The organism is Pseudomonas sp. CFBP 8771, assembly GCF_014841695.1.
In the GTDB taxonomy this organism is placed as follows: Bacteria; Pseudomonadota; Gammaproteobacteria; order Pseudomonadales; family Pseudomonadaceae; genus Aquipseudomonas; species Aquipseudomonas baltica.
Map to the genome: position 1 here is coordinate 37,821 of NZ_JACYUJ010000005.1, position 21,028 is coordinate 58,848.

A 21,028-nucleotide genomic window follows, 5' to 3' on the forward strand; every position below is an offset into this window, starting at 1 on the left:
CGCCGTCTGTGCCGTTACTGGGTGGGACTGGTAGAATCGTCACCGGTTCACACGAGGTTTATCCATGCACGATCCCCACAGCGAACGCATGAGCAGCGGTGAAACCCGCGCAGCCAGCGGGTTGGCCCTGGTGTTCGCTTTCCGCATGCTGGGCATGTTCATGGTCCTGCCAGTGCTGGCGACCTATGGCATGGACCTGGCGGGCGCCACCCCGGCCCTGATCGGTCTGGCGATTGGCGCCTATGGCCTGACCCAGGCATTTCTGCAGATCCCTTTCGGGGTCATCTCCGACCGGATCGGCCGTCGTCCGGTCATCTACGGCGGCCTGGTGATCTTCGCCATCGGCAGCGTGGTCGCGGCCCAGTCCGACTCCATCTGGGGTGTGATCGCTGGACGCGTTCTGCAGGGCGCCGGGGCGATATCGGCAGCGGTCATGGCCCTGCTATCGGACCTGACCCGCGAACAGAACCGCACCAAGGCGATGGCCATGATCGGCATGAGCATTGGCGTGTCGTTCGCGGTGGCGATGGTGGTCGGGCCACTGCTGACCCGCGCCTTCGGCCTGCATGGCCTGTTCCTGGCGACCGGCGGGCTGGCGTTGGTTGGCATCGCGCTGGTGGCCTTCGTGGTGCCCAAGGCGACGGCACATACCCTTCATCGTGAGTCGGGCGTGACCCGCAGCGAGATGCTGGCCACCCTCAAGCACCCCGATCTGCTGCGCCTGGACCTCGGCATTTTCGTGCTTCACTCGATCCTGATGGCAAGCTTCGTCGCCTTGCCACTGGCATTGGTGGAGCGCGCCGGGTTGCCCAAGGAGCAGCATTGGTGGGTGTACCTGACCGCCCTGGTCGTATCTTTTTTCGCAATGATTCCGTTCATCATCTACGGCGAAAAGAAGCGCAAGATGAAGCGTGTTCTGCTGGGCGCGGTGGCGACCTTGATGCTGGTGGAGGTGTTCTTCTGGGCGTTCGGCGACAGCCTGAGGGCGCTGGTCATTGGCACGGTGGTGTTCTTCACGGCGTTCAACCTGCTGGAGGCGTCGCTGCCCTCGTTGATCAGCAAGGTTTCGCCGGCCGGCGGCAAGGGCACGGCCATGGGGGTGTATTCCACCAGCCAGTTCCTGGGGTCGGCCATGGGTGGCATCCTTGGTGGTTGGTTGTTTCAGCAGGGTGGCCTGGGTGTGGTCTTCATCGGATGCGCGGCGCTGTGCGCCCTGTGGCTGGCCATAGCTGTTACTATGCGCGAACCACCCTACGTGACCAGTCTGCGCTTGCCGCTTTCGCCCCAAGCGATGCGCGAGACGGGATTGGCCGAGCGGTTGAAAGCCGTGCCCGGTGTAACAGATGCGGTGGTGGTGGCAGAAGAGGCCGCCATCTATATCAAATTGGACAAAGAAATTTTGGATCGCACCGCCCTCGAGCGCCTGGTCAACCCAGCGCCGACAGCGTGCGAAGCCTAGGAGAACGTTATGGCCCGTGGGGTTAACAAAGTCATTCTGGTGGGTACTTGCGGTCAGGATCCTGAGGTCCGTTTCCTGCCCAACGGCAATGCGGTCACCAACCTGAGCCTGGCCACCAGCGAGCAGTGGACCGACAAGCAGAGCGGCCAGAAGGTCGAGCGTACCGAGTGGCACCGTGTGTCGATGTTTGGCAAGGTTGCGGAGATCGCCGGTGAGTACCTGCGCAAGGGCTCGCAGGTGTACATCGAAGGCAAGCTGCAGACCCGCGAGTGGGAAAAGGACGGTATCAAGCGCTACACCACCGAGATCATCGTCGACATGCAGGGCACCATGCAGCTGTTGGGCGGCCGTCCGCAGAACAACGACCAGCAGGGCGGCGGTGGCAACAACTACCAGCAGTCGGCACCGGCCCCACGTCAGCAGGCGCCGCGCCCGCAGCAGTCCGCGCCGCAGCAGCGTTCGGCTCCGCCTGCGCAGCAGCAGCCAGCACAGCAGCCGGCTCCGGACTTTGACAGCTTTGATGATGATATTCCGTTCTAGGGTATATCTGCACCGCCCGTATGAAATGAAAAAGCCCCGCTGCCAACCGGCACCGGGGCTTTTTGCCGCTCGCCAAAAAGCAGGCGAGGGTGCTGCTTCGAGCAGGCCTCATAAAGCGGCTTTGACGCCAGTTTTTCAGCTGTTTTCGCAGCGGCAAAATATAAATATATGCATCGCGTATTACCTTGCCCTGGCCCCGCCGCTTCACTAAGATTTTTCCAACTTCGCGGCCCTATTGCCCACGCTTCGTTACCTGGAGCGCACTGCCTGCAGCCGATACACCCTTCGAACGGAATCACGTCATGGCTTCAGGTCAACGCTTTCACGCGCTCGACAGTCTTCGCGGTATCTGCGCGTTGGCCGTTGTGCTGTATCACCTGCACGTGGTCGGCAGTGTGACGGAGCTGGCGTTCTTTCGCAGTGCCGATTTGTTCGTGGATTTCTTCTTTGTGCTCAGCGGCTTCGTGATCACCCATGCCTACGGCGCGCGGCACGATCTGGAACTGCGGCGGTTCTTCATTCTGCGCACCTTTCGTCTGGCGCCCTTGCATGTCTGTTTGCTGGGCGTGTTCATCGTCTTCGAATTCGTGAAGTGGGGCGCCGTGCAGCAGGGGGTCGACTTCAACAAGGAGCCGTTCACCGGTATGTATGCGCCTTCGCAGATCGTGCCCAACTTGCTGTTGATCCAGGCGTGGACGCCGTGGACGGAGAACATGTCGTTCAACTATCCGTCCTGGAGCATCAGCATCGAGTACTACATGTATTTGATTTTCGCCGCGGTGGTGCTGTGCACGTCGGCGCGTCGTCGGGTGCTGGCCTGGGCAGGCATCGTCATGGGTGCTGCGGCGTTGTTGTACAGCGGTGCGGGGCCGTTCACGGCGCTGGCCTACAAGGGGCTGGCGTGCTTCTTCGCCGGGGCGCTGTGCTACAAGGCCTTCGAGGCACTGCGCCGACGCGTGCAGCCGGGGTTCGCAATGGCTTCGCTGCTCGAAGTCGTGGCGGGCGGATCTATTGTCTGGGTGCTCAGCAGTGACGAGCCGAACAAGGCCATGCTGGCCAGCGCTCTGTTCTGCCTGACGGTGACCTTGTATGCGTTCGATGCCGGGGTCGTTTCCAACGTGCTGAAGACGCGTGTGTTCGAGCTGCTGGGGCGACTTTCTTACTCGATCTACCTGACCCATGTGATCATTTTGAGTGTGTTGATCCTGCTGTTCATGGTGTTGGAGAAGAAGACCGGCTTGCCGCTGGCGCCGGTGTTCGGAGATTTCCGTTATCTGGACAGCGGTTACCCGTGGCTGAACAATCTGCTCGTGGGCCTGGTATTGCTGGCCGTGATCGGGGTTTCCTTCATCACCTATCACCTGATCGAGGTCAACGGGCAGAAGTTGGGGCGTCGTTTACTGGGGCATCGATTGCCTGCGCAGGCCGTGCCGGGCTGAGCCTGCAGCGCTGTCACGAAACCCTGTTTTTGATAGCACGTGACGTCAGCGTCAGAAAAACGCAAAATGGCTGTTCGATTCGAGTGCGGGCGAAGGTTTTGTCGTCGACCACGCGCCTGCGGTTAATCTGAACTGCCAATTTGAACGGACCTGCTGACTCTATGCGAATGCGCCTTATGCTGTTGGGCGGTGGGAATGCCCTAGGACAAGCGCTGATTCGCCTCGGAGCGGAAGAGGGCATCGGCTTCCTGGCCCCGCGGCCGCCGGAAAACGGTTGGGACGGGGCGAGCCTCACCGACCTGCTCGATGAAACCCGCCCCGATGCGCTGATCAATCTGGCGTACTACTTCGACTGGTTTCAGGCCGATGCAGTGAGCCAGGCGCGCCTGGACCAACAAGAAATCGCGGTAGAGCGCATGGCCGAACGCTGCCAGCAGCACCAGATCGTGCTGTTGCAGCCTTCCAGCTATCGTGTGTTCGATGGCTCGCGGGCCACTGCCTACAGCGAAAAGGATGAGCCGGTGCCCCTTGGCCTGCGCGGTCAGGCGCTGTGGCGCATCGAGCAGAGCGTGCGCGCGGCCTGCCCGCGGCACGTGCTGTTGCGGTTCGGCTGGCTGCTGGACGACAGCGCCGATGGCGTGCTGGGGCGCTACCTGCAGCGCGCCGAGCTGCCGCAACCGCTGCCGCTGGCCGATGACCGGCGCGGCAATCCGACCCCGGTGGATGATGCCGCGCGGGTGATCCTCTCGGTACTCAAGCAGCTGGACTGCGAAGCGCCGCTGTGGGGCACCTACCACTATGCCGGCAACGAGGCGACCACTGCCTTGGCCCTTGGCCAGGCGATCATCAGCGAAGCCAGGACGATGCACGCACTGGCGATCGATGCGCCCACCGCGCAGGCCCACGCCGCGCGGCCCGATGCCGGGGAAGAACCGCAGCACGCCGTGCTGGCCTGCAAGAAAATCCTGCACACCTTCGGTATCAAGCCGCGCGCCTGGCGTTCGGGGCTGCCGAGCCTTCTGGACAGATACTACCGACATGGCTGATACACCCATTCTGATCACCGGCGGTGCCGGTTTCATTGGCTCCCATCTGGTCGATGCGTTGCTGGCCGAAGGTCACTCGGTGCGGGTGCTCGACGACTTGTCCACAGGCAAGCGCAGCAACCTGCCGATGGAAAACCCCAGGCTGGAGCTGATCGAAGGCGATGTCGCCGACGCACGCCTGTTGGCAAAGGTGGTAGGCGGCTGCAAAGCGGTGGTGCACCTGGCCGCGGTCGCTTCGGTGCAGGCTTCCGTGGACGATCCAGTGAAGACTCACCAGAGCAACTTCATCGGCACCTTGAACCTGTGCGAAGCGATGCGTCTGGCGGGGGTCAAGCGTGTGCTGTTCGCTTCCAGTGCCGCGGTGTATGGCAACAATGGCGAAGGTGAGGCGGTCGGCGAGAACACACCCAAGGCACCTTTGACGCCCTATGCATCGGACAAGCTGGCCAGTGAGTACTATCTGGACTTCTACCGCCGCGAGCATGGGCTGGAGCCGGTGGTGTTTCGCTTCTTCAATATCTACGGGCCGAGGCAGGATCCGTCCTCGCCGTATTCGGGCGTCATCAGTATTTTCAGCGAGCGCGCCCAGCGTGGGCAGCCGATCAGCCTGTTCGGCGATGGCGAACAGACCCGTGACTTCTTCTATGTCGGTGACCTGGTGACCTTGCTGATGCAGGGGTTGCAGCAGGCCACCGTGCAACCGGGGCCGGTGAACGTAGGGCTGAACCAGGCGACGTCGCTCAATCAGCTGCTGGCGGGGCTGGGCGCAGTGCTGGGCGGTTTGCCGGCGGTGAGCCGCGGCCCGGCGCGTGCGGGCGATATCCGTCACTCGCGCGCCGACAACGCCTTGCTGCTGGAACGCTTCGAACTGGGCCCGGTGACGCCGCTGGAAGAAGGGTTGCGGCGCCTCCTGGCACTGTAACCGCCCACTGCCGCCAGCCCGTTGCCGCACCGATGGGGCAGGGCTGGCGGCAGGATCGTTGCCTAGAACTTGTAGCCCACACCCACCATGTACACCCACGGATCGACTTCCAGGTCGACTTTGGTGCGGCCGACGCCCAGCGCCGTGGGGCCGTCGACGCTGGCCTTGGTGTCGATGTCGACGTACCAGACCGATGCGTTGAGCATCATGTGCTCGCCCAACATGTAGTCAAACCCCAATTGCCCGGCGATGCCGACCGAATCCTGGATCTTCAGGTTGTTGAAGCCCTGCTGCTTGCGCGCACCACTCAAATCTTCGTCGTAGAACAGGGTGTAGTTGATGCCGACGCCGGCGTACGGCTGGAAGCGCGACGTTGGCGCCAATGGGTAGTACTGCAATGACAGGGTGGGAGGCAGTTGCTTGACGTCTGCCAGCTTGCCGTCGAGCCCGCCGATACCGGTGGCGGCGCTGATTCCGCGCACGCCTACGGTGTGCTGGAATGGAGTGGCCGCCAGCAGCTCGATGCCGACGTGGTCGGTGAGCATGTAGGCGAAGGCCAGGCCCAGCTGCGTGTCGCTGTCGAGGGTAGCCTTGGTGCCTGCGACCTTGGCACCGTCCAGCTTGAGCTGGCCGCTGTCTTCATTGGGCGCGGTGGTGGCGGCGCCGGCGCGAATGATCATGTCGCCGGCCTGGTGGGCCTGGGCCTGTGAGGTTGCCAGCGCCAGGGCAATCAGTGAGGCGCCGAGCAAGGACTTGTTCATGGGGGCTCCATTGGGGAATGCGAAGGACATTCGCCCAATGGTAGTCAGTGCGTCGCTGCGGTTTTTTGATCTGGCTCAATGAAAAGTCATTGGCTCAGTCGGGAAGTTCGTAGGCATAGATCTTCGCCGCAGCCATCTGGTAGCCGGCCTGGGCCAGGTCGCTGGTGCTGGCCTTGACCTGCATGGGTCCCTCGATCCAGTAGGGCTGGTAGAGCTCCTCGACCTTGACCCCGACGGCGCTGGTCACGTGCACGATCTGGTTGGACGGCGGCGGCGGTACATGGATGCAGGCGCCGAAATAGGGCACCAGGAGAAACTCGGTGGTCCGACCGGCCTCGTTGACCTCCAGCGGCACGATGTAGCCGGGGATGCGCAGCTGCTGGCCGTCCAGTGCCTGGACCACGGGTGCATCGGGCGCCTGCTGGTGGACGGCAGGCGCTGCTTCGGCCAAGGTCGTGCCGATGTTCGCCAGATCGTGCATTGGCGTCATCTGCGGGGTCAGCTTGGGCGCATCCGGCGGGATAAGCGCCTCCCAGCTGACTTCCTTGAGCTCGGCTGCGGACAGCGACATGCTGGTCAGCAGCAACATGGCCATTACCGCGCGCAACATAGGCGAAATCCTCACAGGTGGATCGACAGGCCGTCGGCCAGAGATTGCCGGTAGGCGCGCCAGGCCGGGATCGCGCCCATGACCACTGCGGCTGCGAGGATGATCCCCAGCAGCGACCACTCATAGGCGCTGGGCAGGCTCAGCGGCAGATACAGGCCGTAGTTGGACTGCACGTAGCCCTGCGCGCAGGCAATGCCCAGGTACAACAATGCCATGCCCGCGAGGATTCCGACCAGTGCCAGGGCGAAGGCTTCGAGAATCAGCAGGCCGGCGATGTGCCAGGGACGAGCGCCGACCGAGCGCAGGATGGCCATCTCGCGGCGGCGTTCGTTGAGGCTGGTGACGATGGCCGTGAGCATGCCGATCAGGCCGGTCAGCACGACGAATACGGAGATCACGAACAACGCTTGTTCTGCGGTACCCATCAGGCTCCACAGCTCCTGCAGGGCCACGCCGGGCAGGATCGCCATCAACGGTTCGCCGCGAAAGTCGTTGATGTCGCGTTGCAGGGCGAAGGTGGCGATCTTGCTGTTCAGGCCGACCATGAACGCGGTGATGGCGCTGGGTGTGAGGTCCATGTTGCGCGCCTGGTCGGCGCTTATGCGTCCGGCGCCGCGCGCCGGGACGCCATTCTTCCAGTCGACATGGATCGCTTCCATGCCGCCCAGGCTGATGTGCAGCGTGCGATCGACCGGCGTACCGGTGCGGGCGAGGATGCCGACGACGGTGAACGGCTTGTCGTCGTGCTTGACCAGGCTGATTGCCGCCACGCCGTGGGCCAGCACCAGTTTGTCGCCCAGCTTGTAATGCAGGGCATCGGCGACCTGCGCGCCAAGCACCACCTCGAACGGGTCGGTCTGGAAGGCACGGCCCTGCACCACCTGCAGCGACTGCCGGCGGCCGTACTGATAGTGTTCGAAATAGCTCTGGTTGGTGCCCATGACCCGGTAGCCGCGGTGCGAGTCACCCAGCGAGATGGGGATGGCCCACTTGACCTGCGGGTTGTTCGCGTAATGCTCGAAACTGTCCCAGCGGATGTTGTTGGTGGCGTTGCCGATGCGGAACACCGAGTAAAGCAGCAGGTTGACCGAGCCGGAGCGGGCGCCGACGATCAGGTCGGTACCGCTGACCGTGCTGGCGAAGCTGGCACGGGCTTCGTGGCGCACACGTTCCACGGCCAGCAGCAGGCACACCGACAGGGCAATGGCGAAGGCGGTCAGGAACGCGGTGAAGCGGCGGTTGGCCAGGCTGGCCAGGGCAAGACGAAGCAGGTACATCAAGACACCTCGGGTGAGGCAGGGCGTGCTGCGTGATTGAGTTCGGCCAGGGACAGGTGGCGGTCGAACAGAGGCGCCAGGCTTTGATCGTGACTGACGAACAGCAGGCTCGAGCCGGCGGCGCGACATTCGGCGAACAGCAGTTGGATAAAGGCTTCACGGGCGTCGCTGTCCAACGCCGAGGTCGGCTCGTCGGCGATCACCAGTTCGGGCTGGCCGATCAGCGCGCGCGCAGCCGCCACGCGTTGCTGCTGACCGATGGAGAGGGTGTCGGCACGGCGTTGGAGCAGCGCCGGATCGGTCAGGCCAAGGTGTGCCAGCAGTTGCGTGGCCGCCTGGGCAACACTGCCATGGCGCTGCACGGCGCGAGCGGTGCGGCGGCGGGAGAAGCGGCAGGGCAGCTCCACGTTCTCACGCACCGACAGGAACGGCAGCAGGTTGAATTGCTGGAAGATGTAGCCCGTGTGTTCGACGCGAAACCGATCACGGGCGGCAAAGCTCAACTCGCTCAGGTTCTGCCCGAGCAAGTGAACGCTGCCACGCTGCGGCGTGTGCACGCCGCCGAGCAGGCCCAGCAGGGTGGTCTTGCCACTGCCGCTGGGGCCCTTCAGGAACAGGGTTTCCCCACGCTCCAGACGGAACGCGGGAATGTCCAGCAACATCGCTTGGCCAGGCCAGGCAAAGCCCAGTTCGGCCAGCTCGATCAATGCATCGCTCATGGGTCAGAATTTCAGGCTGCTTTGCTTGGGGGTGAGGTCCGTACCCTGCTGGCCGGACGGGCCGATCAGTTGTACCTGAATTTTCTGGGTGGCGGGGAAGGTGCTGAACAAGCGCGCCAGGTCCAGGTGTTCCAGGGCCTGTGGCGACGCGCAGGTGAAGTGGTAGTGCGCATGAATCTCGCTGTGCTCGTGGTGATGCTCTTCACCTTGCTTGGTTTCTGCGGCGTCGTGCTCGTGGGCAGGCTTGTCGCCGAACAACGGGCTTTCCAGCTTCTGCTCGGCGACTTTGCAGTTGGCTGCGGCGGGCAGGCCGAACAGGGCCAGGGGTTGCTCGAGGGTCTTGCGTGCCGCGGCGACCTTGGCCTTGTCGGCATCGCTGCTGGCGGCATGCTCGAAGCCCACCAGGTTCATGGCCGGGCTTTGCAGTTCCAGTTCGAGGGATTGGCCATCCAGGGCGGCGTCCAATCGTGCCACGCCGTGTTCGTGGGCGCCGAGGCTGCCGTGCTCATGCTCATGCTCGTGACCCTCCTCGTGGGCATGGGCGACGAAGGGCAGCAGAGCGAAGGGCAGGGCAAGCATGAGACGGCGCATTGGGGAATCTCGTGAGCGATATGGAAACGCAATGTTATAACAAATTTACATTGGGTTGCCATGTGTCTGTAAAGATTCATGTTCGGTTCAGGCAATGCGTACAGAGGGCTTGAAGTCGAAGCCGGGATTGCTTCACCCGCGAGGCGCTGCTACAACGAGGCCTCGTTATGGAAGGGCATCCGCATGATCAGAATCAAAGGCACCGTAGGCAACCTGCCGGTGGACCTGGCCATAGACATGGACGCTGAGGACTGGGCGCACCTCGCTGGCCCATTCGCGACAGCGTCCGAGGCCGTGCTGACGTCGGCAGCGGCGCCCGCGCCAGGCAAGGCCAAGGCCCAGGACGATGGCGCCTGGCGCAGCGTTCTCCATCTGCTGGAGCAGGCAGGTCGTATCGACGGTCCGGCATTGCTGGATCAGGTGCAGGGGCTGGTCGGTGACGTGGCGGCTGGCAAGCGAATGCTGGTGCGCTTGCGCCATTGCCCGCAGGTGAGAGTAGAAGCCGGCGCGGATGCGCCGGTCTATTGCTGGGTTGGCGGCTAGCCGAAAGCACCGCGTGCCCGGCAGTCCGTCAGTACAGCGCGGCGAACAGCTTGCGGCGGTAGCTGGTCACCAGCGGGTGGTCGTTGCCGAGCAGCTCGAACACCTGCAGCAATGTCTTGTGCGGCAGCCCTTCGCTGTAACTGCGATTGCGCATGAACAGCTGTAGCAGTCCGTCCAGTGCTGCTTCGTAATGCTGCCGTGACAGCTGCTGGATGCACAGTTGGTACGCTGCTTCGTCGTCGCCAGCGTCGCGGGCCAGACGTGCCTTGAGGTCGGCTGCATCGGGCAGGGCCGCCGCCTGACGCAGGAAGGTCAGTTGCGCCTTGGCCCCGGCCAACGCAGCCTTGTGCTCGTCACCACTGACGGCATCGAGTACCTGTTGCGCTTCGTCCAACTCGCCGCGCTCGGCCAGGCAGCGGGCGAACAGGATCAGCGCGCCAGGGTTGGCATTGTCTTCGGCCAGCAGCCCCTTCAAGGTCTGCTCGGCTTCGCCGAAGCGGCTCTCGCTGAACAGGGCCTGTGCCAGTTCCAGTGGATCGACCGCCGCCGGCGGTGGCATCTGCACATGCGGTTCGAGCAGGGCGCGGATGGCCGACTCAGGTTGTGCGCCAGCGAAGCCATCCACCGGCTGACCATCCTTGAACAACACCACGGTGGGCAGGCTGCGAATGCCGAAGCGGCCGACGATGTCGGGTTCGGCGTCGCAGTCGACCTTGGCCAGAATCAGCTCGCCTGCGTAGCCCTCGGCAATCTGTTGCAGCAAAGGCATCAGCACTTTGCAGGGGGCGCACCACTCGGCCCAGAAATCCACCAGCACGGGTTTGATGTAGGAGTTCTGGATGACGGCCTGATCGAAATCGGCTGTGGTCACGTCGAAGATATAGGGGGTTTCTTGACTCATGTGAATCTCGCGGATCTGCGGTTCGGTGGACTATAAGGGATTCGAATCGGGCCCACCACCGCCGCTCGTTTGGCCGGATGGTGGGCGTTGCCCGAGCGTTTCAGGGGGCCTTGATCATTTCCAGGTTGCCCAGCAGCTGAGTGGCGGGCTGGTTGATCTGCACGGCAGGCAGGTGCAGGATCAACTGCCCCGACTGACTGGCGCGGGCGCGCAGCTCGACCCGCGAACCGGCCGGGAAGGCTTCGGCGGCAAAGCGCAGCTGGAAGGGCAGGGGTTGGCCGGTGCCCCGCTGCTTGGCGCTGGCCAGCAGTTTCTGCGGGCGCGCCCGGGAATCGATCACCAGCAGGGCCATCTCGACTTCGGCGCCGGCGGGTACGCCGAGCAGGTTGCCGCTGAGCTGGCGCTGGTAGGCCGGCAACGGCCCCAGTTCCACGGGCGCCTTGATGACGGGCGCTGCCGTCGGCGGCGGGGTAGCGCTGGCCACAGGCTTGGGCGCATCACTGCTGCAGGCGGCGAGCAGGCTGAAGAGAGCGAGCAGAACGAGCGACTTGGACGGCATTTCGAAACCCAACGAAAGTAGAGCCGTCTGTATACCGCAAAGCCCCGGGCTTGTCTTGCCAGTGGGATGCGCTACCATGGCCCTCCCTTTTTTTGTTGCCTGCCACCATGCACTGTCCCTTCTGCGGTGCCAACGACACCAAGGTCATCGACTCACGACTGGTCGCCGAGGGCGAGCAAGTACGCCGGCGCCGTGAGTGCCTGGCTTGCGGTGAGCGTTTCACCACCTTCGAAACCGCCGAACTGGTGCTCCCGCGACTGATTAAGCAAGACGGCAGCCGCCAGCCTTTCGACGAAGAAAAACTGCGCGCGGGCATGCAGCGAGCGCTGGAAAAACGCCCTGTCAGTGTCGAGCGCCTCGAGGCGGCGCTGGTGCATATCAAGCATCAGTTGCGCGCCACGGGCGAACGCGAGGTCAAGTCGCTGGTCGTCGGCGAGTGGGTCATGACCGAGCTGCAAAAGCTCGATGAAGTGGCCTACATCCGTTTTGCTTCGGTGTACCGGCGCTTCCAGGACCTGGACGAGTTTCGCGAGGAAATCGACCGCCTGGCGCGCGAGCCGGCGAAGGAATGATGAGCATGCCCGACCCGACGGCCAGCGATACCCGGCACATGGCCCGCGCGTTGGAGTTGGCGCGCAAAGGCGTGTATTCCACTCATCCCAACCCGCGTGTGGGTTGCGTGATCGTGCGTGACGGTGAAACGGTCGGCGAAGGCTGGCACATGCAGGCCGGCGGCCCCCATGCCGAGGTGCATGCACTGCGCCAGGCCGGCACCCGCGCGCGGGGCGCCACGGCCTATGTAACGCTCGAGCCGTGCAGCCACTACGGGCGTACGCCGCCATGCGCCGAGGCGTTGGTCGAAGCCGGCGTGGCGCGGGTGGTGGTGGCCATGCAGGACCCCAATCCGCAGGTGGCCGGGCAGGGCCTGGAGCGCCTGCGACAAGCGGGCATCGCCGTTACGTGCCCGCTGCTTGCCGCCGAGGCCCGGGCGCTGAACCCCGGATTTCTCAAACGCATGGAACACTGCCAGCCCTACGTTCGGGTAAAACTGGCCATGAGCCTGGACGGGCGCACGGCCATGGCCAGCGGCGAGAGCCAGTGGATCACCGGGCCTGCCGCGCGTTCGGCAGTGCAGCGCCTGCGGGCGCAATCCAGCGCCGTACTGACCGGCGCCGACAGCGTGATTGCCGACGGTGCGCGGATGACCGTGCGCGCCAGCGAGTTGGGGCTGGATGCCGAGGCTACCGAGCTGGCAATGCGCCGCGTGCCATTGCGCATTCTGATCGACGGCCGCCTGCGGGTGCCGCTGGATGCGCCGTTCTTCCTGGCCGGGCCGGCGCTGGTCGTGACCTGCGCAGACGCAACGGATCACCCCGAATACGTTCAGGCCGGTCACGAACTGCTGAGCCTGCCGGGCAGGGATGGACGAGTCGATCTGCCGGCTCTGTGCGGCGAGTTGGCGCGCCGAGGCCTCAACGAAGTCCTGGTGGAAGCTGGAGCGAGCCTGGCAGGGGCCTTCGCCCGCCAAGGCCTGGTGGACGAGTATCAGATATTCATTGCCGCCAAGTTCATGGGCTCCACGGCGCGGCCGTTGCTCGACTGGCCACTGACGCACATGAGCGAATCGCCGCAGTTGCAGATCATCGACATGACGGCGGTGGGCGACGACTGGCGCGTGATCGCCGTCCCGACCCTTGCGCCACAGCCCGCTACGGCCCCGGCAAAGCGCGTATAATTTCCGGCTTGCGCCTCGCGCCAGCCTTGTTCTCGAGGAGGACTCATGTTCACCGGCATCATCGAATCCATCGGCAGCATCCGTGCGTTGACCCCCAAGGGCGGTGACGTGCGCGTACACGTTGACACCGGCAAGCTCGACCTGGGCGATGTCAAACTCGGCGACAGCATTGCCATCAATGGCGTCTGCCTCACGGCCGTCGAACTGCCGGGCAACGGCTTCGTCGCCGACGTCAGCCCCGAAACCCTGGACTGCACCGCTTTCCACCAGCTCAAGAACGGCAGCCGGGTCAACCTGGAAAAGGCCCTGACCCCCACCACGCGTCTGGGTGGGCACCTGGTCAGCGGCCATGTCGATGGCGTCGGCGAGGTGGTTTCACGCCAGGAAAACGCCCGCGCCGTGGAATTCCGTATCCGCGCGCCGAAAGAGTTGGCCAAGTACATCGCCCACAAGGGTTCGATCACCGTCGACGGCACCAGCCTGACGGTGAACGCCGTGGATGGCGCCGAGTTCGCATTGACGATCATTCCGCACACGCTGAGCGAAACCATCATGGACGACTACCGTCCAGGTCGCCTGGTCAACCTCGAGGTCGATCTGCTGGCGCGCTACCTGGAGCGTCTGCTGCTGGGCGACAAGGCCAGCGAGCCGAGCCAGGGTGCCATCAGCGAAAGCTTCCTGGCGGCCAACGGCTACCTGAAATCCTGAACAGCGCGCTGTTCTGAACACAAGGGGGTGCCGCGTGGCGCTCAACACGATCGAAGAGCTGGTGGAAGATATCCGCCAGGGCAAGATGGTCATCCTGATGGATGACGAAGACCGCGAAAACGAAGGCGACCTGATCATGGCCGCCGAATGCTGCAAGGCCGAGCACATCAACTTCATGGCCCGCCACGCGCGTGGCCTGATCTGCATGCCGATGACCCGCGAGCGCTGCGAGACGCTCAAGCTGCCGCTGATGGCGCCGCGCAACGGGTCGGGCTTCGGTACCAAGTTCACCGTGTCCATCGAAGCGGCCACCGGCGTGACCACCGGCATCTCCGCCGCCGACCGCGCCCGCACGGTGCAGGCCGCGGCTGCGGCCGATGCGCGCGCCGAGGACATCGTCAGCCCTGGGCACATCTTCCCGTTGATGGCCCAGGCGGGCGGCACGCTGGCCCGCGCGGGCCACACCGAGGCTGCGTGCGACCTGGCACGCATGGCCGGCTTCGAGCCCAGCGGGGTGATCTGCGAGGTGATGAACGACGACGGCACCATGTCGCGCCGTGCCGAACTGGAAGTGTTCGCGGCCCAGCATGACATAAAGATCGGCACCATTGCCGATCTGATCCACTATCGGATGATCCATGAACGTACCGTTCAGCGGATTGCCGAGCAGCCGCTGGACAGCGAACTGGGCCAGTTCAACCTGGTGACCTATCGTGATTCGGTGGAAGGCGACGTGCACATGGCGCTGACCCTGGGCACAGTGGTGGCGGACCAGCCGACCCTGGTGCGGGTGCATAACATGGACCCGCTGCGCGACCTGTTGATGGTCAAGCAACCGGGCCGCTGGAGCCTGCGCGCGGCGATGAGCGCGGTTGCCGAGGCCGGCAGCGGTGTGGTGCTGTTGCTCGGCCACCAGCAGGACGGCGACGTACTGCTGGCGCACCTGCGTGAAAGTGCCGGGCAGGCCGCGGTGAAAACCCCGACCACCTACAGTATCGTCGGCGCCGGTTCGCAGATCCTGCGCGACCTGGGCGTGCGCAAGATGCGCCTGCTCAGCTCGCCAATGAAGTTCAATGCGATATCCGGATTCGATCTGGAAGTTGTAGAATACGTGCCCTCCGAATAAAGACAGGCTGCAAGGGTGGCGGCGGTGCCGATGCATCGGCCTGCCCGTGACCTGCAGTCTCGATGTTCGTGATCCATTATCCGCAGAGGCCGCCTGCAGGCGGCCTGGCTCTTTAAGATGAGACAGACCCGAATGACCCTGAAGACCATCGAAGGTAACTTCATCGCCCCCAAAGGCCGCTACGCCCTGGTGGTTGGCCGCTTCAACAGCTTCGTCGTCGAAAGCCTGGTGAGCGGCGCCGTCGATGCCCTGGTTCGCCACGGCGTCAGCGAAAGCGACATCACCCTGATTCGCGCCCCGGGTGCGTTCGAGATCCCGCTGGTCGCGCAGAAGGTTGCGCAGCAAAGCGAATACGCCGCGATCATCGCGCTGGGCGCGGTGATTCGAGGCGGCACGCCGCACTTCGAATACGTTGCCGGCGAATGCACCAAGGGTCTGTCCCAGGTGTCGATGGAGTTCGGTGTGCCGGTCGCCTTCGGCGTACTGACCGTGGACACCATCGAGCAAGCCATCGAGCGCTCCGGCACCAAGGCTGGCAACAAGGGTGCGGAAGCTGCGCTTTCTGCCCTGGAAATGGTCAGCCTGCTGGCGCAGTTGGAGGCCAAGTGATCAACGACGAAAGCGATCGCTTCAATCCACGCGACCCCAAGCCTGCGGATGCTGGCAAGCCTTCACGCAGCGCCAAGCGCCGCGAGGCGCGTCAATTGGCGACCCAGGCTCTGTACCAATGGCACATGGCCAAGCATTCGCTGAACGAGATCGAAGCGCAGTTCCGCGTCGACAACGATTTCGGTGACGTCGACGGCGCCTATTTCCGCGAAATCCTGCACGGTGTGCCGGCCAGCCGCGATGAAATCGACAGCGCTTTGGCGCCGTGCCTGGACATCACCATCGACGAGCTCGATCCGGTCGAGTTGGCCGTGCTGCGCTTGTCCACCTGGGAACTGCTCAAGCGGGTCGACGTGCCTTACCGTGTGGTGATCAACGAAGGCATCGAGCTGGCCAAGGTGTTCGGTTCCACCGACGGCCACAAGTTCGTCAACGGCGTGCTCGACAAGCTGGCGCCGAGCTTGCGTGGCCCGGAAGTGGCAGCGCACAAGCGCTGATCGCGGACATGCAGCCCATGGGCGAATTCGAGCTGATCCGACACTATTTCGCCGCCGCGTCCTGTGCGCGGGCCGGCGATGGTGTGGCCTTGGGCATCGGCGACGATTGTGCCCTGCTGGCGCTGGCGCCGGGCGAGCAGATGGCGGTTTCCACCGACACCCTGGTTGCCGGCGTGCATTTTCCCCAGAGTGCCGACCCCCTCCTGCTGGGCCAGCGCGCCCTGGCCGTCGCGGCCAGCGACCTGGCTGCCATGGGGGCCAGCCCTCTGGGATTCACCCTGGCCCTGACCCTGCCCAGCTTTTCGGCGCAGTGGCTGCAAGGGTTCGCAACCGGTCTGGATGCCATGGCCGAGCGCTGCGGCCTGCGCTTGGTCGGGGGTGATACCACGCGCGGCCCGTTGAGCCTGACCCTGACTGTGTTCGGCCGTCTGCCCCATGGCTTGGCGCTGACGCGTAGCGGTGCCCGGCCGGGTGATCTGCTGTGTGTCGGCGGCAGGCTGGGCGACGCTGCGGGCGCGCTGCCGCTGGTGCTTGGCCAGCGACATGCCGAGCCTGCGGTGGCCGGGCCCTTGCTGGCTCACTACTGGTCACCGCTGCCGCAATTCGCGCTGGGCCAGGCCTTGCGGGGCAGGGCCAGCGCGGCGCTGGATATCTCCGACGGCCTGTTGGCCGACTGCGGCCACATTGCCAGGGCGTCGAAAGTCGCCTTGCGGGTGGAACGCGAGCGACTGCCGGTGTCCAATGCCCTGCAGTCGCTGCTCGGCCTGGAACAGGCCTGGTCAGCGGCGCTGAGCGGGGGGGACGACTATGTACTGGCCTTCACCCTGCCTCCTGAAGAAGAAACCACCCTGCGCGCTCAGGGCGCGGTGTTTTTCGTCATCGGCCAAGCGAGTGTTGGCGAAGGCGTCACGCTGGTCGACCGTCACGGCCAGGACATCACCCCGACCATTCGGGGCTACCAACATTTTGCGGAGACACCGTGACAGACCATCCCAACCAGGTTCCAGCGGAGTTCGTGCCCCCTTCGGTGTGGCGTAATCCATGGCATTTCCTGGCCTTCGGTTTTGGCTCCGGAACCTTGCCCAAGGCGCCGGGCACCTGGGGATCCATGGTCGCCGTGCCGTTCATTCCGTTGTGGCAGATGTTGCCCGACTGGGGCTACTGGCTGATGCTGGGCGTAAGCATGCTGTTCGGCATCTGGCTGTGCGGCAAGGTCGCCGACGACCTGCGCGTGCACGATCACGAAGGCATCGTCTGGGACGAGATGGTCGGCATGTGGATCACCCTGTGGCTGGTACCTGAAGGTTGGGTCTGGCTGCTGGTGGGGTTTCTGGTGTTCCGCTTCTTCGACATTCTCAAGCCATGGCCGATTCGCTGGATAGATCGCCACGTGCATGGCGGTGTGGGTATCATGTTCGATGATGTGCTGGCTGGGGTCTTTGCCTGGTTGGCCATGCAGCTGCTGGTGTGGGGCTGGAGCTTCGTGTGAATCGGCGTGCAGGCCGGCTTTGAGGGCGCAACGGATGGCTGGGTGGCGAGGGTTGCTGGGAGCGGCGATGCTGTTGGTGTGCTGGGCAGCCAGTGCAGAGGTATCGCTGCCGCCTGCGCGCATCGATCTGGTCAGCGAAGCCTGGGAAGACTACACCAACGCTGACGGCAGTGGCCTGGCCTGGGACGTGCTGCGCGAGGTCTTCCAGCCGGCAGGCATCGCCGTGGTCACACGCAGCGAGCCCTACATCCGGTCGGTCGGGCTGGTACAGCAGGGTCAGGCCGATGCCTGGGTCGGTTCTTACCAGAACGAGGCACATGCTCTGTACCCGCGCTGGCATTACGACACCGATCATATCTTCGCCTTGAGCCTGGCCGACAAGCCTCAGGTCGATTTCGCCAGCCTGGGCGGCTATCGACTGGCCTGGGTACGCGGCTACCAATTCCAGAAATACCTGCCTAACGTGCGAACCTACAATGAGGTCCAGCGCCGCACCGGCATCCTGTCCATGCTCGAACACGATCGTGCCGACTATTACGTCGACGCCCTGACCGAAATCGAAGTGATCCTGCGCCAGGCCGCCGAGCCCGAGCGTTTCAAGCGCGTGCACGTGGCCGAGTTGCCGCTGTACCTGGGCTTCAGCGACAGTGCGCGTGGCCGGGCATTGCTTGCCGTCTACGATCAGCGCATGGAACAGTTGGTCAAGACCGGGCAGCTGCGCGGGATCTACCAGCGCTGGGGCCAACCCTATCCGTTCGACCCCGCGTTGCCAGCCCCTTGATCGAGCCGCGGCACAGGCGCGACGATCATCCACTGAGCAGGTGCGCAGAGCTGCTGTTACAATACTGCCCTTGTCAAGTTCATCAAGAATCAGGAGCACCCGGTGCCCGTCGTTTTTGTCGCTGCTTCTCAGCTTCCCACGCCTTTCGCTTTGTTCACCATGCATGGTTTTCTCGATGAGGCCACGGGCCGCGAGCATGTCGTGCTCAGCCTGGGCGATGTGGCTGACGGCGCGCCCGTACTGGGGCGCCTGCATTCGGAATGTCTGACTGGGGACGCGCTGTTCAGCCAGCGCTGCGACTGCGGCTCGCAACTCGAAGCCGCATTGCAGGCCATTGCCCGGGAAGGGCGCGGTGTCTTGCTGTACCTGCGCCAGGAAGGCCGGGGTATTGGCTTGCTGAACAAGATCCGTGCCTATGAATTGCAGGACGGCGGTGCCGATACGGTCGAGGCCAACGAGCGCCTGGGCTTCGCTGCCGACCAGCGCGACTACGGCATGTGCGAACCGATGCTCGAGCACTTGGGGGTCAAGGCCTTGCGCTTGATGACCAACAATCCGCGCAAGGTCAAGGCGTTGACCGACATGGGCATCAGCGTGGCCGAGCGGGTACCGCTGCACACCGGGCACAACCCACACAACAAATACTACCTGGCCACCAAGGCCGGCAAGCTTGGCCATATGATGGGCAGCGAGCATCAGGGGGAAGTGGTCGGCACGATCCGCAAGGGTAGTGAAGGGGTGTAGCGCGCTGCAGGGCTGACGGTGTGAGCCCTGCAGCGAAGTGACGTCAGCGTTGCAGCAGGCGCTGGCGCAGGGTAATGGCCGCTTCGATACCCACCGCATCCAGGCCACATTCGGCCAGCATCTGCGCAGGCTTCGCGTGTTCAACATAGGCATCCGGCAAGCCGAGGTGCAACACGGGCTTGAGCACGCCTTCGCGGGCCAGGAATTCACTGACCGCTGAACCTGCGCCACCCATGATGGCATTCTCTTCGAGCGTGACCAGCAGATCGTGGCTGTCGGCCAGCTCACGGACCAGTTGCTCGTCGAGCGGCTTGACGAAGCGCATGTCGGCAACGGTGGCGTCGAGCTTTTGCGCGACTGTCAGCGCCTCGGTCAGCTGCACACCGAACACCAGAATGGCGATGCCACGACCCTTGCGACGCACCACGCCCTTGCCGATCTCGATGCTGTCCAGGCCGTCGCCGATCACTGCGCCCGGGCCATTGCCGCGTGGATAGCGTACGGCCGCCGGCCCTGAGTAGTGGTGGCCGGTGCTGAGCATCAGGCGCAGCTCGTTTTCGTCGCTGGGCGTCATCACCAGCATGCCGGGGATACAGCGCAGGTACGACAGGTCGTAGCTGCCGGCATGGGTCGGACCGTCTTCGCCGACCAGGCCTGCCCGGTCGATGGCGAACAGGACGTCGAGGTTCTGCACCGCCACGTCGTGGATCAGCTGATCGTAGCCGCGCTGCAGGAATGTCGAATAAATAGCCACCACCGGCTTGGCGCCTTCGCAGGCCATGCCGGCCGCCAGGGTCACCGCATGCTGTTCGGCAATGGCGACGTCGAAGTAACGCTCGGGGAAGCGTTCGCTGAAAGCGACCAGGTCCGAGCCTTCCTTCATGGCCGGGGTGATACCGACCAGGCGTTGGTCGGCTTCCGCCATGTCGCACAGCCACTGCCCGAACACGCCCGAGTACTTCGGCCCGCTGGCCTTGGTTGGAGCCACGACCGGAGCGTCGAGCGGGTCGAGCTTGGTGATGGCGTGGTAGCCGATCGGGTCGACTTCGGCCGGGGCGAAGCCCTTGCCCTTCTTGGTGACTACGTGCAGGAACTGCGGCCCCTTGAGGTCGCGCATGTTGCGCAGGGTGGCCACCAGGGTTGGCAGGTCATGGCCGTCGATCGGCCCGATGTAGTTCCAGCCCAGTTCTTCGAACAGGGTGCCGGGAACCAGCATGCCCTTGGCGTATTCCTCGGTGCGGCGAGCGATTTCCCAGGCACCGGGCAGGCGCGATAGCACCTTCTTGCTGCCCTCGCGCATGCTGGTGTAGGTACGGCTGGAGAGAATCTTGGCCAGGTAATTGGACAACCCACCGACGTTGCGCGAAATCGACATGTCGTTGTCGTTGAGGATCACCAGCATGTCGGCATTGACTTCAGGCGCGTGGTTCAGCGCTTCGAAGGCCATGCCTGCGGTCAGCGCGCCATCGCCGATCACGGCAATGGCCTTGCGCCCGCTGTTCTGCAGGCGCGCGCCGATGGCCATGCCCAATGCGGCACTGATGGACGTGCTGGAGTGGCCGACGCCGAAGGTGTCGTATTCGCTTTCGCTGCGCCGCGGAAAGGCGGCGATGCCGTCCTTCTGGCGCAGGCTGGCCATGCGCTCGCGGCGGCCGGTGAGGATCTTGTGAGGGTAGGCCTGGTGGCCGACGTCCCACACCAGGCGATCGTCGGGCGTGTCGAAAACGTAGTGCAGGGCGATGGTCAGCTCTATGACGCCCAGGCCGGCACCGAAATGCCCGCCGGTCTGGCCGACCGTATAGAGCAGCTCCTGGCGCAGTTCGTCTGCCAGTGTTTCGAGCTCGGCTTCGCCCAGACGGCGCAGGCCGGCAGGAGTGTCAGCACGGTCGAGCAGAGGCGTCGCCGGGCGTTCGCGGGGGATCTCTTGAAACGTCGTGGGCATCAGGCGAATCGTTATGAGTTCTAGGAATGG

24 protein-coding genes are annotated in these 21,028 nt (G+C 64.2%); 16 read left to right on the forward strand and 8 right to left on the reverse strand.

The annotated features are described in order from the left end of the window. Positions 1-64: 64 nt before the first annotated feature. The 5 genes from IFT80_RS12420 to IFT80_RS12440 all read left to right on the forward strand — a co-directional run bounded on the left by IFT80_RS12420 (position 65) and on the right by IFT80_RS12440 (position 5,406). Positions 65-1,459 (forward strand): MFS transporter, encoded by a 1,395-nt coding sequence (locus IFT80_RS12420; RefSeq protein ID WP_192054910.1) that lies wholly within the window; start codon positions 65-67, stop codon positions 1,457-1,459. Positions 1,460-1,468: 9 nt separating this feature from the next. Next, on the forward strand, positions 1,469-1,999 hold the full coding sequence (locus IFT80_RS12425; RefSeq protein WP_122475629.1) for a single-stranded DNA-binding protein: 531 nt from the start codon (positions 1,469-1,471) through the stop codon (positions 1,997-1,999). Between the two features lie 302 nt (positions 2,000-2,301). After that, positions 2,302-3,438, forward strand: a complete 1,137-nt coding sequence (locus tag IFT80_RS12430; protein ID WP_192137645.1) for an acyltransferase family protein — start codon at positions 2,302-2,304, stop codon at positions 3,436-3,438. A 161-nt stretch (positions 3,439-3,599) separates the two neighbouring features. Further along, the gene (locus IFT80_RS12435) at positions 3,600-4,484 is read left to right on the forward strand and encodes a sugar nucleotide-binding protein (RefSeq protein WP_192137646.1); all 885 of its coding nucleotides are present in this window, start codon (positions 3,600-3,602) and stop codon (positions 4,482-4,484) included. Next, a complete protein-coding gene (locus tag IFT80_RS12440) occupies positions 4,477-5,406 on the forward strand; it encodes an NAD-dependent epimerase/dehydratase family protein (protein ID WP_192137647.1) in 930 nt (309 codons plus the stop codon). The genes IFT80_RS12435 and IFT80_RS12440 overlap by 8 nt, the downstream gene beginning before the upstream one ends. 62 nt (positions 5,407-5,468) lie before the next feature. Here the strand turns inward: IFT80_RS12440 and IFT80_RS12445 are convergent, their stop codons facing one another. The 5 genes from IFT80_RS12445 to IFT80_RS12465 all read right to left on the reverse strand — a co-directional run bounded on the left by IFT80_RS12445 (position 5,469) and on the right by IFT80_RS12465 (position 9,364). Then, positions 5,469-6,167: an OmpW/AlkL family protein gene (locus IFT80_RS12445; protein ID WP_192137648.1), complete on the reverse strand. Its 699-nt coding sequence runs from the start codon at positions 6,165-6,167 to the stop codon at positions 5,469-5,471. A gap of 94 nt (positions 6,168-6,261) precedes the next feature. Further along, the gene (locus IFT80_RS12450) at positions 6,262-6,777 is read right to left on the reverse strand and encodes a DUF3299 domain-containing protein (protein WP_192137649.1); all 516 of its coding nucleotides are present in this window, start codon (positions 6,775-6,777) and stop codon (positions 6,262-6,264) included. An 11-nt stretch (positions 6,778-6,788) separates the two neighbouring features. Beyond that, on the reverse strand, positions 6,789-8,054 hold the full coding sequence (locus IFT80_RS12455) for an ABC transporter permease (protein WP_122475617.1): 1,266 nt from the start codon (positions 8,052-8,054) through the stop codon (positions 6,789-6,791). Continuing rightward, the gene (locus IFT80_RS12460) at positions 8,054-8,773 is read right to left on the reverse strand and encodes an ABC transporter ATP-binding protein (protein WP_192102718.1); all 720 of its coding nucleotides are present in this window, start codon (positions 8,771-8,773) and stop codon (positions 8,054-8,056) included. Before IFT80_RS12460 ends, IFT80_RS12455 begins: the two co-directional genes overlap by 1 nt. 3 nt (positions 8,774-8,776) lie before the next feature. After that, entirely contained in the window at positions 8,777-9,364 is a 588-nt protein-coding gene (locus IFT80_RS12465) for a DUF2796 domain-containing protein (RefSeq protein WP_192058407.1), read from the reverse strand. A gap of 183 nt (positions 9,365-9,547) precedes the next feature. Here IFT80_RS12465 and IFT80_RS12470 point away from each other — a divergent pair, with 183 nt between their 5' ends. Beyond that, a complete protein-coding gene (locus tag IFT80_RS12470; protein WP_192054899.1) occupies positions 9,548-9,907 on the forward strand; it encodes a hypothetical protein in 360 nt (119 codons plus the stop codon). 28 nt (positions 9,908-9,935) lie between these two features. On the opposite strand, the gene trxA is transcribed toward IFT80_RS12470, so the two are convergent. Beyond that, complete coding sequence (gene trxA / locus IFT80_RS12475) at positions 9,936-10,808, reverse strand: thioredoxin (RefSeq protein ID WP_192137650.1); 873 nt, start codon at positions 10,806-10,808, stop codon at positions 9,936-9,938. Between the two features lie 100 nt (positions 10,809-10,908). Then, positions 10,909-11,367, reverse strand: a complete 459-nt coding sequence (locus IFT80_RS12480) for a YbaY family lipoprotein (protein WP_192054895.1) — start codon at positions 11,365-11,367, stop codon at positions 10,909-10,911. Between the two features lie 107 nt (positions 11,368-11,474). Between IFT80_RS12480 and nrdR the strand changes: the two genes are divergently transcribed. From nrdR to ribA, 10 genes are all read left to right on the forward strand, one after another. Continuing rightward, positions 11,475-11,939, forward strand: coding sequence for a transcriptional regulator NrdR (gene nrdR / locus IFT80_RS12485; RefSeq protein WP_161804299.1), 465 nt, complete (start codon positions 11,475-11,477; stop codon positions 11,937-11,939). Positions 11,940-11,944: 5 nt separating this feature from the next. After that, complete coding sequence (gene ribD, locus IFT80_RS12490; RefSeq protein WP_192137651.1) at positions 11,945-13,102, forward strand: bifunctional diaminohydroxyphosphoribosylaminopyrimidine deaminase/5-amino-6-(5-phosphoribosylamino)uracil reductase RibD; 1,158 nt, start codon at positions 11,945-11,947, stop codon at positions 13,100-13,102. 45 nt (positions 13,103-13,147) lie between these two features. Beyond that, the gene (locus IFT80_RS12495; RefSeq protein ID WP_192137652.1) at positions 13,148-13,810 is read left to right on the forward strand and encodes a riboflavin synthase; all 663 of its coding nucleotides are present in this window, start codon (positions 13,148-13,150) and stop codon (positions 13,808-13,810) included. Between the two features lie 34 nt (positions 13,811-13,844). Beyond that, entirely contained in the window at positions 13,845-14,936 is a 1,092-nt protein-coding gene (ribBA, locus tag IFT80_RS12500) for a bifunctional 3,4-dihydroxy-2-butanone-4-phosphate synthase/GTP cyclohydrolase II (protein WP_192054891.1), read from the forward strand. Between the two features lie 132 nt (positions 14,937-15,068). Then, positions 15,069-15,545 carry a 6,7-dimethyl-8-ribityllumazine synthase gene (gene ribH, locus IFT80_RS12505; protein WP_122475602.1) on the forward strand — a complete coding sequence of 159 codons (477 nt, stop codon included), beginning with the start codon at positions 15,069-15,071 and terminating at the stop codon, positions 15,543-15,545. Then, entirely contained in the window at positions 15,542-16,042 is a 501-nt protein-coding gene (nusB, locus tag IFT80_RS12510) for a transcription antitermination factor NusB (protein ID WP_122475600.1), read from the forward strand. The genes ribH and nusB overlap by 4 nt, the downstream gene beginning before the upstream one ends. A 17-nt stretch (positions 16,043-16,059) precedes the next feature. Beyond that, on the forward strand, positions 16,060-17,025 hold the full coding sequence (thiL, locus tag IFT80_RS12515) for a thiamine-phosphate kinase (protein ID WP_192137653.1): 966 nt from the start codon (positions 16,060-16,062) through the stop codon (positions 17,023-17,025). After that, positions 17,022-17,531 (forward strand): phosphatidylglycerophosphatase A family protein, encoded by a 510-nt coding sequence (locus IFT80_RS12520; RefSeq protein WP_049860803.1) that lies wholly within the window; start codon positions 17,022-17,024, stop codon positions 17,529-17,531. Before thiL ends, IFT80_RS12520 begins: the two co-directional genes overlap by 4 nt. 34 nt (positions 17,532-17,565) lie before the next feature. Continuing rightward, the gene (locus IFT80_RS12525; protein ID WP_122475598.1) at positions 17,566-18,312 is read left to right on the forward strand and encodes a substrate-binding periplasmic protein; all 747 of its coding nucleotides are present in this window, start codon (positions 17,566-17,568) and stop codon (positions 18,310-18,312) included. A 102-nt stretch (positions 18,313-18,414) separates the two neighbouring features. Continuing rightward, positions 18,415-19,056 (forward strand): GTP cyclohydrolase II, encoded by a 642-nt coding sequence (ribA, locus tag IFT80_RS12530; RefSeq protein WP_122475596.1) that lies wholly within the window; start codon positions 18,415-18,417, stop codon positions 19,054-19,056. A 43-nt stretch (positions 19,057-19,099) separates the two neighbouring features. On the opposite strand, the gene dxs is transcribed toward ribA, so the two are convergent. Beyond that, entirely contained in the window at positions 19,100-20,998 is a 1,899-nt protein-coding gene (dxs, locus tag IFT80_RS12535; protein WP_192137654.1) for a 1-deoxy-D-xylulose-5-phosphate synthase, read from the reverse strand. Positions 20,999-21,028 lie beyond the last annotated feature (30 nt).

Bases quoted from the DNA above. Each gene is read 5' to 3' on its own strand.
- IFT80_RS12460 (WP_192102718.1), bottom strand. From the start codon at position 8,773: ATGAGCGATGCATTGATCGAGCTGGCCGAACTGGGCTTTGCCTGGCCT.
- ribD (WP_192137651.1), top strand. From the start codon at position 11,945: ATGCCCGACCCGACGGCCAGCGATACCCGGCACATGGCCCGCGCGTTG.
- IFT80_RS12525 (WP_122475598.1), top strand. From the start codon at position 17,566: ATGGCTGGGTGGCGAGGGTTGCTGGGAGCGGCGATGCTGTTGGTGTGC.
- IFT80_RS12450 (WP_192137649.1), bottom strand. From the start codon at position 6,777: ATGTTGCGCGCGGTAATGGCCATGTTGCTGCTGACCAGCATGTCGCTG.
- IFT80_RS12420 (WP_192054910.1), top strand. From the start codon at position 65: ATGCACGATCCCCACAGCGAACGCATGAGCAGCGGTGAAACCCGCGCA.
- IFT80_RS12435 (WP_192137646.1), top strand. From the start codon at position 3,600: ATGCGAATGCGCCTTATGCTGTTGGGCGGTGGGAATGCCCTAGGACAA.
- IFT80_RS12455 (WP_122475617.1), bottom strand. From the start codon at position 8,054: ATGTACCTGCTTCGTCTTGCCCTGGCCAGCCTGGCCAACCGCCGCTTC.
- IFT80_RS12440 (WP_192137647.1), top strand. From the start codon at position 4,477: ATGGCTGATACACCCATTCTGATCACCGGCGGTGCCGGTTTCATTGGC.
- trxA (WP_192137650.1), bottom strand. From the start codon at position 10,808: ATGAGTCAAGAAACCCCCTATATCTTCGACGTGACCACAGCCGATTTC.
- IFT80_RS12480 (WP_192054895.1), bottom strand. From the start codon at position 11,367: ATGCCGTCCAAGTCGCTCGTTCTGCTCGCTCTCTTCAGCCTGCTCGCC.
- IFT80_RS12470 (WP_192054899.1), top strand. From the start codon at position 9,548: ATGATCAGAATCAAAGGCACCGTAGGCAACCTGCCGGTGGACCTGGCC.
- IFT80_RS12445 (WP_192137648.1), bottom strand. From the start codon at position 6,167: ATGAACAAGTCCTTGCTCGGCGCCTCACTGATTGCCCTGGCGCTGGCA.
- IFT80_RS12465 (WP_192058407.1), bottom strand. From the start codon at position 9,364: ATGCGCCGTCTCATGCTTGCCCTGCCCTTCGCTCTGCTGCCCTTCGTC.
- IFT80_RS12430 (WP_192137645.1), top strand. From the start codon at position 2,302: ATGGCTTCAGGTCAACGCTTTCACGCGCTCGACAGTCTTCGCGGTATC.
- IFT80_RS12495 (WP_192137652.1), top strand. From the start codon at position 13,148: ATGTTCACCGGCATCATCGAATCCATCGGCAGCATCCGTGCGTTGACC.
- IFT80_RS12425 (WP_122475629.1), top strand. From the start codon at position 1,469: ATGGCCCGTGGGGTTAACAAAGTCATTCTGGTGGGTACTTGCGGTCAG.
- dxs (WP_192137654.1), bottom strand. From the start codon at position 20,998: ATGCCCACGACGTTTCAAGAGATCCCCCGCGAACGCCCGGCGACGCCT.
- nrdR (WP_161804299.1), top strand. From the start codon at position 11,475: ATGCACTGTCCCTTCTGCGGTGCCAACGACACCAAGGTCATCGACTCA.
- thiL (WP_192137653.1), top strand. From the start codon at position 16,060: ATGGGCGAATTCGAGCTGATCCGACACTATTTCGCCGCCGCGTCCTGT.
- ribH (WP_122475602.1), top strand. From the start codon at position 15,069: ATGACCCTGAAGACCATCGAAGGTAACTTCATCGCCCCCAAAGGCCGC.